Raw genomic sequence first — 15,115 nt, 5'->3', positions numbered from 1 at the left:
AGCCAAACACCTCATGGACATTAATCAAAATCACAGGCATATCATAACTCATTTCTTCGATTAAGTCAACAAATATTTTTCTAAAACACATGAATATTTGTTTTATTTGGTTAATTTATATGAAAAAAAGAAAAATGTATGGTTATATTTTCAAGTATTACTTTTTCTTCTTCGATTTTTAAAGGAATTCGACACCTATCCCATATTTTCTTATATAAGCAATAAAAATGGAAAATTCATTTTCCTTTCCTCCAGTATATGCAGCAGTAAAGTTGATGGTTCTGCCGATCCGCTGAAAAATAAAGTCGGAATGGCTTTAGATGGTTCCGATGAAAATCGAGGGAGCTTTCTTTTTTCTTGATTCGCAGAAAATGTTGAGATATAATGAAAATATGTAAATTTTGGAGGAATTTGTCATGGTATCACGCCTGTTCAGCATGGGGCTTTACGGAATGGATGCATTCGTGGTCGAGGTGGAAACAGACATTTCTGTCGGGCTGCCGTCCTTCGACATTGTCGGCCTGCCGGACGCCTCAGTCAAAGAATCGCGCGACCGAGTGCGCTCCGCGCTGAAAAACTGTGGGTTTGATTTTCCGGTCCATAAAATCACCGTAAACCTTGCTCCTGCGGACAAACGCAAGGAGGGGCCGATTTATGACCTTCCGCTGCTCATCGCCCTGCTGAAAGCAAGCGGGCAGTTGGATGCCGGATTGGAAGACTGTGTCTTTCTTGGGGAACTTTCCCTGACCGGGGAAATAAGGCCCGTAAAAGGGGTTCTGCCCATGGCAATGAAAGCCAAGGAGGAAGGGTTCCAAAACCTGTTTATTCCCTTTGCAAATGCCGCAGAGGGCGCCGTAGTGGAAGGAATCCGCGTATACCCGGTCAGAAACCTTCCTTCCCTGCTGAACCATCTGACGGGCCGCCAGAGAATCGAGCCTGCGGTTCCCAGTGAAAACGCGCCGCAAAGTGCCGTTCCCCTCCCTGACTTTTCGGAAGTACGAGGCCAGTACGAGGCCAAGCGTGCGCTTGAAATTGCCGCCGCCGGCGGACACAACGTGATTCTGATTGGCCCGCCTGGTTCCGGAAAAAGCATGCTTGCCAAACGCCTTCCGTCCATTCTTCCTGACATGACGTTTGAGGAAACCATTCAGACCACCAAAATTCATTCCATCGCGGGGTCGATCCCGGAGGGTGTGTCCCTGATTAAAACCCGCCCTTTCCGCTCGCCTCACCACACTGTTTCCGCTGCAGGACTTTCCGGGGGCGGAAGCATTCCCAAGCCGGGCGAGATTTCCCTTGCACATAATGGGGTTCTGTTTTTGGATGAGCTGCCCGAATTTTCCCGCGCCGCAATGGAAGTACTGCGCCAGCCGATTGAAGACGGGAAAGTAACCATATCGCGTGTCAGCGGCACCATTTCGTATCCTTGTTCCATTATGCTGGTCGCCGCTATGAATCCGTGCCCCTGCGGGTATTTCGGCCACCCCAGCAAACCCTGTACCTGCTCCGCCACCGCGGTTTCCCGCTATTTGGCAAAGGTGTCCGGCCCGCTGCTGGACCGACTGGACCTTCACATTGAAGTGCCACCGGTTGAATTTGATGAAATTGCTTCTGAAGAAAAAGCAGAGAGCTCCGCGGAAATCAAAAAGCGCGTAAATGCCGCGCGGGAGATTCAAAACAATCGGTTCCGGGGTACCTCCGTTACCTGCAATGCCAGAATTACAAGCGATCTTCTGCATGACACCTGCCGTTTGAGCGACGAAGGAAAAGCGCTTCTTCGGTCGGCATTTGAAAAGCTGGGGCTTTCCGCGCGTGCTTATGACCGGATTCTGAAGGTTTCACGCACCATTGCCGATTTGGATGCCAGCGAGGAAATTCAGTCTAGACACGTTGCGGAAGCAGTACAATACCGCAGTCTTGACCGGAAATACTGGCTGAAGGAACGCTGACCGACGCGGAAACAGTATAGGAAAAACAAACAGCCCGCGAATGATTTGGCTCATTCACGGGCTGTTTGTGATGTATAAAGATTTTAGGAGTTAGCTGATTTAATACTTGACTGAATCCTGTGACTCATCAAACACAGCCGCCTGAGCGGGTGCTGTTGAAAATTCCTGCACCGGTTTGGAGTCCTCCGTCGACATCCATATTGCTTCGGCGGATTCCGGTTTCTTCGCTTCCGGGGTTTCCCTCTTTTCTGCCGGTTCCGATCCTTTCAGACGGAAGAAAGACAGGGATTCCTTCAACGACTGAACCTGCGCGTTCAGCTCTTCACTAGTGGCCGCAGTTTCCTCACTGGTAGCAGAGTTGGTCTGGACAACCGCGGAAATCTGATCAACGCCGGACATAATTTCGTTGATGGAAGTAGCCTGGGCGTTGGAAGCCTGGGCAATTTCTGCAATCAGTTCACAAGTCCGGTTTGCACCGTCAATAATAGAATTGAGCGACTCAGCCGTCTGAGTTGCAATTTTTGTACCATTCTGTACCGCTTTAATAGAATTGCCAATCAACGCCGTAGTATTCTTTGCCGCTTCAGCACTCTTGCTGGCCAAGTTGCGCACTTCATCCGCAACTACCGCAAAGCCGCGGCCGGCGGAACCTGCACGTGCGGCTTCAACCGCAGCGTTCAAAGCGAGAATATTGGTCTGGAAGGCAATGTCTTCGATGGTTTTGATAATCTTGCTGATTTGTCCGGAAGTGTCGCTGATTTCCTTCATAGCGCCCATCATTTGCTGCATATGTTCGTTTCCGCGTTCGACTTCTTTAGACGCATCGTTGGAAAGTTGATTTGCAGATGTTGCATTGGATGCGTTCTTGTTTACACGGTCCGCAATTTCGGTCAAGGAAGCGGAAAGCTCCTCGATGGAACTGGCCTGCATGGTAGCACCCTGTGACAGTGCCTGAGCTGCGCTGGAAACCTGGGCCGCACCGCTTGCGACCTGATCCGCCGACTGGCTGATGGAAGCAAAAATATCATTCAAATGATTTGTGATCGTATTAAGGGATGTTTTAATCGGTTCAAAATCCCCCTTGTATTCCAACTGAGGTTCTACGGTGCAGTCGCCATTTGCAAGCGCACCCAGGATGGAGGAAATTTCGCTTACATACCCCCTCAGGGTATCCACTGTTATTGTAAAGGAGGTTGCCAGTACACCGATTTCATTTTTACTGCGAATGACCGGAACGTCGGAATGGAGGTCACCGGCCGAAAGTGTTTCAATTCTGGAAACCAAAGTGGTAATCGGTCTTGCAATCGGATTTGCAATTTGGAATGCGAGGAAAAATGCAATCACAATGAAAGCAATGGTCAAAATAACCGTAAGAGCAATGGCATTGTAGAAACTGCTCATCATTTCAGAAATATTGGCGGTTACGCCGATGGACCATCCATCCGTATTGGAAATCGGATAATAGGAAATAAAATGGTTGGTATTCTGAAGATTATAAGATCCGTAACCAGCTTTCCCCGTTTTCATACTGTTGATGATACTGGCAACACCGGAATAGGAGCCGTCCTTCTTCGCCACATCAACATAGTTGGTGAAATTTTTGACCAAGTTCAGATCTTTATGGGCAATGACGGTACCGTCTCTGTTGACAATAAAGCTGTAGCCGGTCTTTCCGATTTTTGCATTGTCAATTACGGAATTGAAGGTCTCGAAGCGAAGCAAGCCGTAAACAATACCGTTAAATCTCTGTGAACTGCTGATTCTTGTCGCAATGGCAATGACCAGCTGGCCGTTTTTATCGCCATCCTTGTAAAACGGACTAGATACATATGTATTGCCGACAATGGCATTCTTAAAGTAATCCGTATCCGAAATATCGGTTCCCTCATCATTTTTACCGTCTGTGGAAGCGGTGTGAATCTCTTGGAAACCGTACTGCGCGCACAGCAGGCTTTTTGCCATTTGAACCAGATAAGAGGAAGAATCGGCTTTTGCAATATTTTCATTTTTGGAAATAATTTCAATGGAATTCTTATAGATGTAAACTTGCTTCTGAACTAACTGGGAGTAGGAATTTGCAACAGCCGAAACCTCGTCTTTCATGCTGGTGTAACTGTTCTGATACAGAACAATACCGGAAGCAATACCGCAAAGAATGCTGATACTAGCAGAAAGGCTGATAAGACCCAGCAGCAGAGTTTTTCGGATGCTTTTCTTTCCCTCTCTTAGACTGCTTGTTTCGTTTTTCTCTGTTTTCTTTTTTGGAAATGTAAATTTATGAAATGTAAATCTATGCTTCTTTTTCTCTTGTTGTTCAGGCATTGTGGCTACTTTTGCCATCTTGGCCATCTTATGCGTTTTCACTTTCCTCATCTTTTTCATAACCCCATGTCATCTCTTTCTCTAAAAATATGCAAGCAGTATTCAGATTAAAAAGAACGGCTATTTTTTATTATCGGCCACATTAATCATAAGTTTATAAAAATAAAGAAATTTTTTCGACAAAATATTACCAAATTATATCTAGAATTATAAAAAGCCGTTCAAAAAGGGGTCATCCACCTTTGAACGGCATTAATTCTTACTGTTTCCCCTTCGAGCGGTTCAGTCTTTGAATAATCAGACCCGCAATGGACTGGCAGGGTGCCTGTTTGACCACAGCGCCGATGTCATAGGCAACCATGGGCATTCCATAAACCACACTGGACGCCTTATCCTGACCAAATGTGTAAGAACCGCTTTTGCGCATTTCCAAAAGGCCCTGCGCTCCGTCTCTCCCCATCCCGGTAAGGATGACGCCGATCGCGTCACGCCCGGCCGTATGTGCCACCGAACGGAACAGAACGTCCACTGAAGGGCAATGGCCGCTCACCTTATCGCCGGAAGCGCATTTCACGTAATATCCCTTATAGTCTTTCGCCAGCGTCATATGCTTGTCGCCGGGTGCCAGCAGAGCCAGTCCGGCCCGCACACGGTCACCGTTCTGCGCTTCCCGCACTTCAAACTGGCAAATCCGGTTCATGCGGTCGGCGTACATTTTTGTAAAGCCGACCGGCATGTGCTGAACAATTACAATTCCCGGAATATTCGGCGGGAACTGCTTTAAAATCTCAAGCGTTGCTTCCGTTCCCCCCGTAGAAGCCCCGATTGCAATCACATGCTCACTTTCGTCGTCCGCTTTCAGCTTTGGCAGCGGAAGCCCGCTGAACGGAGCAGACGCATTTTTCTTTGTTACCTTTGCCGTAGAGGCGATTTTCACTTTCACGGAAAGCTCATTGCAGAAAAGCTGAAAATCGTTCCCATTTTGGCCTTCCGGTTTACGCACAAAATCCACGGCGCCGGCATCCAGCGATTCAAAAATTCCGATGTTTGTTGAACTAACCAAGACCACCGGCACCGGATGCACAGGAATAAGCTTTCTTAAAAAGTCCGTCCCCTTCATATCCGGCATTTCCACATCCATGGTAACGACGTCCGGCTCCAGTTCCTTGATTTTTCTTTCCGCGTCCGTCGCGCTGCTTGCCGTTCCAACTATTTCAAGACTCTGATCCTGCGCCAACGCTTTTTGCAGCGCAGTCCGGAAAAACAAAGAGTCATCCACAATCAGAACCCGTATCGTTTTTTTTAGCGACATTGATTCCGTTATCCTTTCTGGTAAACAGACGGTTCAATATAAACGAATTTTGAACTGTCACGCTGTATGGTTTCCGAGTGACCGATGAACAAATACCCACCGGGTTTCAGCACATCATAAAATTTATTTATTAATGCGTTGCGTGTAGCCTGATCAAAATAGATCATGACATTCCGGCAGAAAATCAAATCAAACGGTTGGAAAAGGAACGGATCCATCAGGTTGAAGCGCTTAAAAATCACCTGCTTGCGTACTTCCTCGCTCAGCACATAATGATCGTTGCCCTGTTTGGTAAAATAACGCCTCAGCCATGTTTCCGGAACGTTTTTCAAGGAATCCTTTCCATAAAGGCCAACCCGTGCCTCCTGCATTACCTTTTCTGAAATATCCGTCGCTAGAATACGATAATCCCATTCCGATCTTCTCAGTCCGAAATAATCCATCATCACCATAATCGTGGTAAACGCTTCTTCTCCGGAAGAGCATCCAGCGCTCCAGATTCGGATGTTTTTCATACGGTTTGTTTTTTCCTGTTCCGGCAGAATGACATTTTTTAAAAAATTGAAATGCGCTTCTTCCCGAAGAAAATACGTGTGATTCGTCGTAAGTTTGTTCAGCATTGCAGTAACTTCCTGGGAATTGTTCTGCTTAATCAGGTTAAAATAATCGGTAAAATTTGTAAGACCCTTTTCAACCAGCACGGAATACATTCTGGCTTCAATCAGCTGCCGTTTATTAATAAGATTGATGCCGTAATTACTTTTTATGTAAGTAACAATATCGTTGAACTCCTGGTCGGTCAGATGTATCATGTTCGTCCTCCAAAGGTATATCTCCAGCCGCAATGGACAATTCAGGGGAAGCACCGATGAATGGAATTTCGTCGGCGTTCCCCCTACAAGTCCAAACTATATAATAGTATAACAAATTAATTATAACTGTAAAGGTTTAAAATATCCAAAATAATACTGATGCTTCCGTCACCTAGAATCGCACAGCCGGATATGCCGGTGTTCCGAATTTCGAATTGATTCAGATAGGCGGGCAGTCCTTTTACAACAACCTGCTGTTCGCCGAGCAGACTGTCGGCAAAAATGCAGTATGCCTTTTCGTGGGTTTCCACCAAAATTACAATGCCTTCCTCGACATTCTGAATTTCGGTTTCCAGATTAAACGCTTTGTGTAGACGCAGCAGCGGAAAATACTGATTGCGGAGCATCACAATTTCATTTCCGTCCGTATCGTGCAGAATCTGATCCTGCGTAATCCGGAAAAGCTGCTTAATATTGTTAATCGGGATGGTAAACACGCTGTTCCCAACCGACACCTTCATGCCGTTTACAATGGCCAGCGTAAGTGGAATCTTAAAGATGATTTTTGTGCCCTTGCCGGGTTCGCTGGTCAGGGAGACATCGCCGCCGATTTTCTCCACGTTCTTCTTTACAACGTCCATGCCGACGCCACGGCCGGAATACTCGGTAACAACTTCGTTCGTGGAGAAACCAGGCATAAGCAGGAAATTGTAAATTTCACGGGTCGTATAGTCTTTCTCCGGCTTTTTCAGCATGCCCTGCCGTTTTGCCTTATTCAGCACGGCCTGTTTGTCAATGCCAGCGCCATCGTCCTGAACGCTGATCAAAATCTCACCGCCAGTGTTCTGAGCGGAAAGCGTAACGGTGCCCTTCGGCGGTTTGTTCGTCTTTGCGCGTTCTTCTTTGGTTTCAATGCCATGGTCCATGGCGTTGCGGACCAGGTGCATAATCGGGTCGCCGATGTTATCGATAATGGTTTTATCGACTTCCGTATCTTCGCCGATCATAACCAGTTCCACATCTTTGTCCAACTTTTTGCTCATATCGCGGACAATTCGGTTCATTTTCTGGAACACACCGGAAATCGGCACCATGCGGATGGACATAACCACTTCCTGCAGCTCGTCCGTTAGTTTGCGAAGCTGACGGGAAGCCTTATTGTAATTGTTGTCGATCTCGCCCGTCTGGCCCGCCTGGGTAGAGGCAACCATCGATTCCGTAATAACAATTTCTCCCATCAGGTCCATCAGGTTGTCCAGTTTGGAAAGGTTGACATTGATGAGGTTCTGCTTGACCGCTGGATGGCTGGCGCCGCCTGCTTCACGCGGCTTGCCTGCTTCGTTCTTCGCCTTTGCTTCAGACGAATTTTCGCTCTGCTCCTGAGCAGGCGGAGTGATTACGGTATAATTCTTGGTATAGACGAAATTTTCGATTGTCTTCAGGCTGCTGTTCATTCCCTTTTCGTCTTTAAAGCAGAGCAGGAAACCATCTTTCAGAATGACCTCCGCGCTGCCCGGGTTCGTTTCAATATCCTGCGGTACATACTTAATTTCACTGCAAATGTCTTTCACCGACTGCACAAGCATCACCGCGCGCAGGTTTGCCATCTCCACATCGTCCTCAAAGGCAATGCGGACGGAATAAGGATAGTCCTTGTCAAAGGGCGCAACAGCGGCCGGCTGCGGGGTAGATTCTTCCTTTTGGGCTGTTTCCTGTGCGGACTTTTGCTCTTGCTTAGGAGCCGCCTCCGCCTTCCCATCTTTCCCGGATGCGCCGCCTGAAATCTTTTTCAGAAAATCGTTAATTTCCTGTTCGAAAGTGCCGATATCTGTAGTTAGAGGCTCGTTGTTTTCAACCTTTGCAACTTCATCCTTAATAAAGTCGCTGGATTTGAACATCAGGTCGAAAAGCTCGTCATTGTACTGAGCATCAATTCCGTTTTCGCGGACGTAAAAAAACAAGTCCTCCACTTTATGGGAAATGGTTGCCAGACTGTTAAACTGCATCATTGCGGATGAGCCTTTAATGGTGTGCATGATTCGGAAGATTTCATTAATGCTGTCCGAGTCGAAGGAATTGGCTTTTTCGCATTGAAGAAGTATTTCATCCAGATGTTCCAGAAGATCATTTGTTTCGAAAAGATATACCTCAAGCATTGATTCCATGTTGCTGTCCATAGTTACTTCACCGCCTAATAAACTTTATACTTAATATATCGAATCGAATTTGATAAAATTAACTCTTAGATTATATTTTTTGAGGTGTTTTTATGCCCGACAATATTCGAATCACTACTCCGGTCTCAAGCAGCGATAGCTTAAACCGCGTTTCCCCGTCAAAACACACCGATGCGCTCGGCGCCGTCGACACTTCTAAAATTCAGCAGGCCGGCGCGCAAAAGCAGGAGTTGGGAGACAACTTCAAATTTCTGCTGAACCGGAATTCCGTATTCAGCAAATTTATTGAACAGCTCAACCAGACGCCCGGGCTTTCTCAGAACATGGAAAAAATCATGCTGGACATCTTCGGCAAAACCGAAATGCTGATGGCGGACGGCGGTTCTCCCTTGCTGAAACAGTTGGCCCAGGCAATGCAGATGGACCCGGACACCATGCTGGAAAACCTGCGCTTTCAAAGCAGCGGGCAGACCAAATTTTCGGATGGGATTTTTAAAGTATTCCGCGAGCTGTCTGCACAGAACGCTGACACGGCGACCCGAACCAAACTGGCGGAGTTTTTATCGGCATACGACGGATTTTTTTCCATTGGTGATACCACAAAATCCATAATTGATCAGCTGGAGCAGCTGAAAATGCAGATTCCGAATCCCTACCGCGACCAGCTTGACTCGCTTGCGAAGGAGCTGACCTTAGAGCGCCCCACAGACAACCTGCAGAAGAATTTAACCGTACTCAAAAATAAGATTATACCGTTTTTAGCCAAATATATCAACGCCTCTAATGACTTCGGGCGCGCCCGGGACACCATTACGCTTCTGGTTCATAACCTGGCCCGGCTCAACACCAGTTCTCAGGAGGAACTGGACGACAAGTTCAATTCCCTGATGGACTACCTGCGCTATGAGCGGAATATTCCTGCGGCAAAAACGGAGGAAATCAAGGCTCAATTTCTCGAGCACCTAAACCGGAAATCCGGTCCCGAGTCCACACAGGAAAATGCGCTGTTCCGTTCCCTGACGCAAGTGCTTTCCGAAGGCTCCAAACAGAATACCTCCAGCTTAAGCCAGGCGCTGTACAAAGAAACCATTCTTTCCATGCTGATGGACAAAAGCGTGTACATGCCGTTCCACCATTTGTTCCTGCCGGTCAACTACAACGGCCAGTTCATGTTCAGCGAGGTCTGGATTGAGAAAAAGGAACCCTCAAAAGACGGAACGCGTTCCGCTGCGGCAGAATCAAGTCCTACAAAAATCTATTTGACGTTTGACATTCGGGAGCTTGGTTATTTTGAGGCTTCCATCGAACTGCTGGCAAACCACGCGAACGTGGCCATCAGCTGCCCGCCGGAGCTGGCTTCGGATACTCAAAAAATCAGCGACGGCATTACGGAAATCTTCACACGCAACGGCCTTGTGGCCGACCGTGTGTATATTCGCCCGGACAACACACCAACCATTTCTCAGCTTATTATGAAAAAAATCAACGAAAGGAAATATGCGATCGATGTCACAATATGAGAACAACACCCAGCGCGCCGCCGCTCTAAAATACAACGGTGATTCCTCTAACGCACCGATTGTGGTCGCCTCCGGATTGGGCTATGTTGCGCAGAAAATCATTGATTTGGCACAGGAAAACGAAATCCCGGTTTATCAGGACGACGCGCTCGCTTCCCTTTTAACCCAGTTGGAGTGCGGGAGTGAAATTCCGCCGGAGCTTTATCAGGCGGTCGTGGATATCTATGTTTATTTTCTAAACTACAATCAAAAAGATCTGGAAATTTCCGAAAACTCCGAAAACCTAGAAGATGAATTTCAGCCGCTTTTGCAGGAGCCGCCCCAAACGGAGTAACCCTTGAAAGCAGGCTAAATTCCGGAAATTTTCATGATTAAATTTCGTAAAAATTTGTTAATTATTTTTTTAAATTGTCGATATATGATATTGAGATAAAATTACTGTCATCTGTTGCCGATAAAACAGTTAAAAAATCCGCCGCTACGGCAGCGGCAGAAGTGGTGAAAGAAAGATATGGAAAACAGAATTGAAGAGGTATTAGAGAAAGCATCCCAATCTTCTGCAGAAAACGTACCCACCGAAAAATACCTTACTTTCTTTATTGATGGACAGCTGTTTGCCCTTCAGAGCAGTCAGGTTGTGGAAATTATACGGATGCAGCCAATTACGTTTATGCCGCACTTGCCGCCTTTTGTAAAAGGCGTCATCAATCTGCGCGGTAAAATCGTGCCCCTAATCGATTTGCGGTTGAAACTTGGCAAGCCAGAAATTGAATACAATGATCGCACCAGCATTATTGTGGTGGAAACGGGTGAATTCAGTATCGGCTTTATTGTAGATATGGTAAACGATGTGGTCGATGTTTCCAATAATCAGATTAGTGAATCTCCTAGACTGGGCAAAGACATTACCAACAACTATGTCAGCGGAATCGCTACACTGGAACATGAGGTCGCACTGATACTGAACTTAACAAAGCTGCTGACCGAAGACAGCAATGAGGTGAGCCCCACTGTTCCCTCACCGGATCAGGCAGTAGGAGCATAACACAAATTTCCAATAAATCAAATCAAGTTATTGGGGGAATTTTTATGCTGCCGCTGTCGAAGGAGTATTGCAATTCCGTCTGCGAAATCAGTTCTCCGCAAGGGGAAAGTATCTGTTCCGGGCTGTTAGAGAAAATCGAGGATGAATCCATTCAGCTGAAAAACCAGGAGGACGACATCCTTCCCATCGTGCATTGTGATACGTTTGTAAACATTCACGTTTTGAGTAAATCGCTGGAATCGAAATCCATGGTAGGAAGAGTTTATTTGTCAACATCTCAAATGATGCGGCTGATCGACGTTCAAAATCTTTCCGACTTTGAGCGAAGAGATTTTTTCCGTTTGAAGATCGGTATGGAGACTCAGGCTTATCTTCTGAAGCCAAATACCAATGAGACAATCGAGCTGTTTCCCATAAAGGTAACGAATCTGAGCTTGAGCGGGTGCTTTATTGAAACAAGAAAGCAGCTGGAAATCGGCCGCCGCTTTGTCGCGACGTTTCCGCTGACCGATGCAAAACTTTCTTTTACCTGCCAGGTACAGCGTATGAAGAAAATGGATGACTTGAACAACGGTTACGGCTGCACATTTCTGGAACCAACCAAAAGGCAAATTGATTTGCTCTGCCAATTTATCTTTGAAAAGCAGAGGGAACTCATTCAAAAATCCCGTAATCATCTAGATCATTAAACGAATCATTACAACTGTACATTAAATAAATTGAGGTGGTCAGAATGGATACAATCAGCCAAACCAGCGATCTAGAAGAAGAAACCGACACCAATGAAATGAAAGGGAAGTTTCTGACATTCTGGACGGACAATCAGCTTTTCGGAATCCCGATCGCGGATGTTGTTCAGATCATTGGAATTCAGGAAATCACGCCGATACCCGATTCCCCGGCTTATGCCAAAGGAGTCATTAACCTGCGCGGTAATATTATCCCTGTGATTGACGTCCGCCTTCGTTTCAGCAAGGAAGAAACCAGTTACAACGAACGCACCTGCATCATTGTGACGCAGATTGACGACAACCTGATTGGTTTTATTGTGGATTCGGTAGATGAAGTTACGACGATAGAGGACAACAACATTACTCCTCCTCCGAGGGTTTCCAAGGAACGTACAAACGCATATCTTTCCGGAATCGGCAAGCTGAAAAACAAGGTGGTCTTACTACTGGATACCGATAAAATACTGAACGCTGAAGAAATTGAAATTGTCAGCAGCGCGGTTGAAAACTTAGCAAAAGAGGAAGGCAAGAAATCATGAAATCAAGTAAGTCAATTGTTATCATGAATGCAATTATTTCCATTATCGCCTTTGTGGCTGGCGGTGCAGGACTTTTCCTTTACCAGACGATGAACTCGATCATCATCCCCATTGTCATTTTTGTAGCGTTTCTCATCATCGCTACAGTTCTACTCCCGATCTTTAGCAGAAAGAAAGTACGCAAAACGCTTGATTCTGTTACCCTGGCGGCAAAAAGAATTGCCGAAGGCGACTTGAACAATGTTGCGATTGAAAACACCTCTTCCGAATTGGAAGAATTGACGGATGCAATGAATGCAATGGTTGTTTCACAGAAAAAATGCATTGCTCAAATTACGTCGTGCTTGGACGCGATCGCAACCGGAAATCTTAACGTTGAACTGAGCAATGATTTTAAAGGCAGCTACATAAAAGTGAAAAAGTCTCTGGAACAAATCATTGCAATGCTGAACCACAGCATCAACTCCATTAATCTTACTTCCAGTGAGGTCGCAAACGGTTCTGCTCAGGTTTCCAATGCGTCTCAGGCTCTTGCACAGGGCGCTACCGAGCAGGCCAGCGCAATTCAGGAGCTTTCCGCTACCATTACCGAAATTTCGGAACAGGTAAAGCAGAATGCAGCTGATGCTTCCGAGGCAAACAAGGCATCTAACAACGCACAGGAAAAAATGCAGAGTGTCGCTCAGAAAATGCAGCAAATGCTGCAGGCTATGGCAGACATTACAGAGTCTTCCAATAAAATCAATGAAATTATTAAATCCATTGATGATATCGCCCGTCAGACCAATATCCTCGCTCTGAACGCAGCTGTGGAAGCAGCAAGAGCAGGTGCAGCAGGTAAGGGCTTTGCCGTGGTTGCGGATGAAGTTCGTAATCTTGCCAGCAAGAGCGCACAGGCAGCTCAAAACACTACCGGCCTGATCGTCAATTCCATTGAAGCCGTAGAAAAGGGCAAGGAAATTGCCGACATTACTGCTAAGACCCTGAATGAGGTCATTGAGGCAAATGCAAAGTCTACGGAGCTGATTAACCGCATTGCTTCCGCTTCCAATGCACAGGCAAGCTCCATCAGCCAGGTAACGCTTGGGGTGGAACAGATTTCCGAGGTTGTACAAACCAATTCGGCAACTGCCGAACAGAGTGCGGCTTCCAGCCAGGAAATGGCTGTTCATGCGAAAAACCTGCAGCAGCTTGTCAGCGCGTTCTCACTGAAAACTGCTTAACAATTTATCATTAGTCAAATACCGCACAGGTAAAATGCTCTCCGGCGTTAACGCCGGAGAGCATTTTTGTATCGGTAATTGTTTTCGCGTAAGAAAGTGCTCATTCCAAATCCCAGGAACAATCTCTGTTCTCTTCCCTACTCCGGCAAATAAAAAAACGGCCATATCTTGTTTAAATCATGATAAAGCCGTTTGCCCGTAAAATGAAAAATCTCAATTCGCGCCTCCTCTTTTCCGCGCAAATTGAGATTCGTCAAAATAATTTGAATTCAGTTTTGCAATAAGGCCTAGTTTGCCAGCAGTTCTCCTGCAGTTACATTGCATACATCATCAATGACAATATTCTGATACTCCCGTTCACGATAGAGATCCATCGTTTTCTCCGGATCACTAAATGGCCGTACAACCGGCCGCAGCGGATGGAAATCATTCTGTTCCACCACAATGGCAATTTCCCCGTTGCTCAGCTTTACGCAGGAACCAATCGGATACGGAGATACTTTCTTCAAAAATGCTTCTACCACCGATACATCAAACGCACTTCCGCTGGCGCCCATAATATATTCAATTGCTTCTGCAGGTGTGGATGGATTGCGGTAGGGTCTTACCGAAGTAAGCGCGTCGTATACATCGGCAACGGAAATAATCCGCCCGAACAGGGGAATCTGATCTCCGGAAAGGCCGCTCGGGTAACCAGTGCCGTTAAACTTTTCATGATGGGTCAAGACCCCGGCACAGATTCTGTTGTTCGCCAGACTATGCTGCATAAAAAATTCGGCACCCTTTTCCGGGTGCTGTTTGACAATTTCGAATTCCTCGTCCGTCAAACGCGCCGGCTTGGAGATAATCTCAATGGGAACTGCCATTTTCCCAATATCGTGCAAAAGCGCACAGAAACCAAGGTCATAAAGCTCCGTCATTTTTAAATTCATAGACAGGCCGATTGCAATGGAGAGAACGGAGACACCGAACGAATGGTTATAAGTATAATCATCGTACATTTTCAGATTATCAATACTCAGCTTCATGTCTTGATTCATTTTTAAGGCATTCACCAGTTTTTTTGAAATCGCCATTGTCTGGTTGATGCAGTGAATATTAATATGCTGAGCGCCTTTGTCAAACATTTCAAAGACACGCTGAATATTGGTAATAGCTTCCTGTTCCAATTCCGGTTTAATTGGGGATGGAACCGGAGTGATAAGTTCGCTTTTCTCATCGGAATGGATATAAGCACCTAAAACCTGAAGTTCGCCTAACTTGTTAATATAAGCTTGTGTCAGAACCTGACCGGAACGCAGCATGGCGATTTTGCATGTACTGCAGTCATACAGATAGACATCCCGGTCCAACATCATTCCTTCTGCAAGCTGGTCAATCGGAACAAAAGTCATTCGCTATCCTTTCTCTCTTTCTAAATTCTTTGTTCAATTCAAATTAAGATTGTTATTCCAATAATTAATATTATAGTGACAAATATCGACA

General features: G+C 46.1%; 12 protein-coding genes. 7 read left to right on the top strand and 5 right to left on the bottom strand.

Going from position 1 to position 15,115, the window contains the following annotated elements:
* The first annotated feature begins 416 nt into the window (after window positions 1–416).
* Entirely contained in the window at window positions 417–1,949 is a 1,533-nt protein-coding gene (locus ACSVDI_RS07265; protein WP_457941785.1) for a YifB family Mg chelatase-like AAA ATPase, read from the top strand.
* Between the two features lie 99 nt (window positions 1,950–2,048).
* Here ACSVDI_RS07265 and ACSVDI_RS07260 read toward each other — a convergent pair whose 3' ends face one another.
* The 4 genes from ACSVDI_RS07260 to ACSVDI_RS07245 form a co-directional block, all read right to left on the bottom strand.
* Complete coding sequence (locus ACSVDI_RS07260; protein WP_457941784.1) at window positions 2,049–4,322, bottom strand: methyl-accepting chemotaxis protein; 2,274 nt, start codon at window positions 4,320–4,322, stop codon at window positions 2,049–2,051.
* A gap of 208 nt (window positions 4,323–4,530) precedes the next feature.
* A complete protein-coding gene (locus tag ACSVDI_RS07255) occupies window positions 4,531–5,583 on the bottom strand; it encodes a protein-glutamate methylesterase/protein-glutamine glutaminase (RefSeq protein ID WP_457941783.1) in 1,053 nt (350 codons plus the stop codon).
* 8 nt (window positions 5,584–5,591) lie between these two features.
* Complete coding sequence (locus ACSVDI_RS07250; RefSeq protein ID WP_457941782.1) at window positions 5,592–6,395, bottom strand: CheR family methyltransferase; 804 nt, start codon at window positions 6,393–6,395, stop codon at window positions 5,592–5,594.
* Between the two features lie 116 nt (window positions 6,396–6,511).
* Window positions 6,512–8,572, bottom strand: coding sequence for a chemotaxis protein CheW (locus ACSVDI_RS07245; protein ID WP_457941781.1), 2,061 nt, complete (start codon window positions 8,570–8,572; stop codon window positions 6,512–6,514).
* A gap of 92 nt (window positions 8,573–8,664) precedes the next feature.
* Here ACSVDI_RS07245 and ACSVDI_RS07240 point away from each other — a divergent pair, with 92 nt between their 5' ends.
* The 6 genes from ACSVDI_RS07240 (at window position 8,665) to ACSVDI_RS07215 (ending at window position 13,630) form a co-directional block, all read left to right on the top strand.
* Window positions 8,665–10,092: a hypothetical protein gene (locus ACSVDI_RS07240; protein ID WP_457941780.1), complete on the top strand. Its 1,428-nt coding sequence runs from the start codon at window positions 8,665–8,667 to the stop codon at window positions 10,090–10,092.
* Window positions 10,079–10,426, top strand: a complete 348-nt coding sequence (locus ACSVDI_RS07235; RefSeq protein WP_457941778.1) for an EscU/YscU/HrcU family type III secretion system export apparatus switch protein — start codon at window positions 10,079–10,081, stop codon at window positions 10,424–10,426. The genes ACSVDI_RS07240 and ACSVDI_RS07235 overlap by 14 nt, the downstream gene beginning before the upstream one ends.
* A 177-nt stretch (window positions 10,427–10,603) precedes the next feature.
* Complete coding sequence (locus tag ACSVDI_RS07230; protein ID WP_457941777.1) at window positions 10,604–11,137, top strand: chemotaxis protein CheW; 534 nt, start codon at window positions 10,604–10,606, stop codon at window positions 11,135–11,137.
* A 44-nt stretch (window positions 11,138–11,181) separates the two neighbouring features.
* Window positions 11,182–11,826: a PilZ domain-containing protein gene (locus ACSVDI_RS07225; protein ID WP_457941775.1), complete on the top strand. Its 645-nt coding sequence runs from the start codon at window positions 11,182–11,184 to the stop codon at window positions 11,824–11,826.
* A 44-nt stretch (window positions 11,827–11,870) separates the two neighbouring features.
* Complete coding sequence (locus ACSVDI_RS07220) at window positions 11,871–12,407, top strand: chemotaxis protein CheW (protein ID WP_457941774.1); 537 nt, start codon at window positions 11,871–11,873, stop codon at window positions 12,405–12,407.
* On the top strand, window positions 12,404–13,630 hold the full coding sequence (locus ACSVDI_RS07215) for a methyl-accepting chemotaxis protein (RefSeq protein ID WP_457941772.1): 1,227 nt from the start codon (window positions 12,404–12,406) through the stop codon (window positions 13,628–13,630). The genes ACSVDI_RS07220 and ACSVDI_RS07215 overlap by 4 nt, the downstream gene beginning before the upstream one ends.
* A 287-nt stretch (window positions 13,631–13,917) precedes the next feature.
* Here the strand turns inward: ACSVDI_RS07215 and ACSVDI_RS07210 are convergent, their stop codons facing one another.
* Window positions 13,918–15,024, bottom strand: coding sequence for an HD-GYP domain-containing protein (locus ACSVDI_RS07210; RefSeq protein WP_457941771.1), 1,107 nt, complete (start codon window positions 15,022–15,024; stop codon window positions 13,918–13,920).
* Between the last annotated feature and the right edge of the window lie 91 nt (window positions 15,025–15,115).

Source organism: Caproiciproducens sp. LBM24188, from assembly GCF_054130445.1.
The sequence above is the reverse complement of the archived record's forward strand: the minus strand, read 5'-3'. Positions and strand labels throughout refer to the sequence as shown.

Excerpts from the sequence above, each read along its gene's own strand:
- ACSVDI_RS07255 (WP_457941783.1), bottom strand. The coding sequence starts at position 5,583 with ATGTCGCTAAAAAAAACGATACGGGTTCTGATTGTGGATGACTCTTTG.
- ACSVDI_RS07225 (WP_457941775.1), top strand. The coding sequence starts at position 11,182 with ATGCTGCCGCTGTCGAAGGAGTATTGCAATTCCGTCTGCGAAATCAGT.
- ACSVDI_RS07230 (WP_457941777.1), top strand. The coding sequence starts at position 10,604 with ATGGAAAACAGAATTGAAGAGGTATTAGAGAAAGCATCCCAATCTTCT.
- ACSVDI_RS07240 (WP_457941780.1), top strand. The coding sequence starts at position 8,665 with ATGCCCGACAATATTCGAATCACTACTCCGGTCTCAAGCAGCGATAGC.
- ACSVDI_RS07265 (WP_457941785.1), top strand. The coding sequence starts at position 417 with ATGGTATCACGCCTGTTCAGCATGGGGCTTTACGGAATGGATGCATTC.
- ACSVDI_RS07220 (WP_457941774.1), top strand. The coding sequence starts at position 11,871 with ATGGATACAATCAGCCAAACCAGCGATCTAGAAGAAGAAACCGACACC.
- ACSVDI_RS07215 (WP_457941772.1), top strand. The coding sequence starts at position 12,404 with ATGAAATCAAGTAAGTCAATTGTTATCATGAATGCAATTATTTCCATT.
- ACSVDI_RS07235 (WP_457941778.1), top strand. The coding sequence starts at position 10,079 with ATGTCACAATATGAGAACAACACCCAGCGCGCCGCCGCTCTAAAATAC.
- ACSVDI_RS07250 (WP_457941782.1), bottom strand. The coding sequence starts at position 6,395 with ATGATACATCTGACCGACCAGGAGTTCAACGATATTGTTACTTACATA.
- ACSVDI_RS07245 (WP_457941781.1), bottom strand. The coding sequence starts at position 8,572 with ATGGACAGCAACATGGAATCAATGCTTGAGGTATATCTTTTCGAAACA.
- ACSVDI_RS07260 (WP_457941784.1), bottom strand. The coding sequence starts at position 4,322 with ATGAGGAAAGTGAAAACGCATAAGATGGCCAAGATGGCAAAAGTAGCC.
- ACSVDI_RS07210 (WP_457941771.1), bottom strand. The coding sequence starts at position 15,024 with ATGACTTTTGTTCCGATTGACCAGCTTGCAGAAGGAATGATGTTGGAC.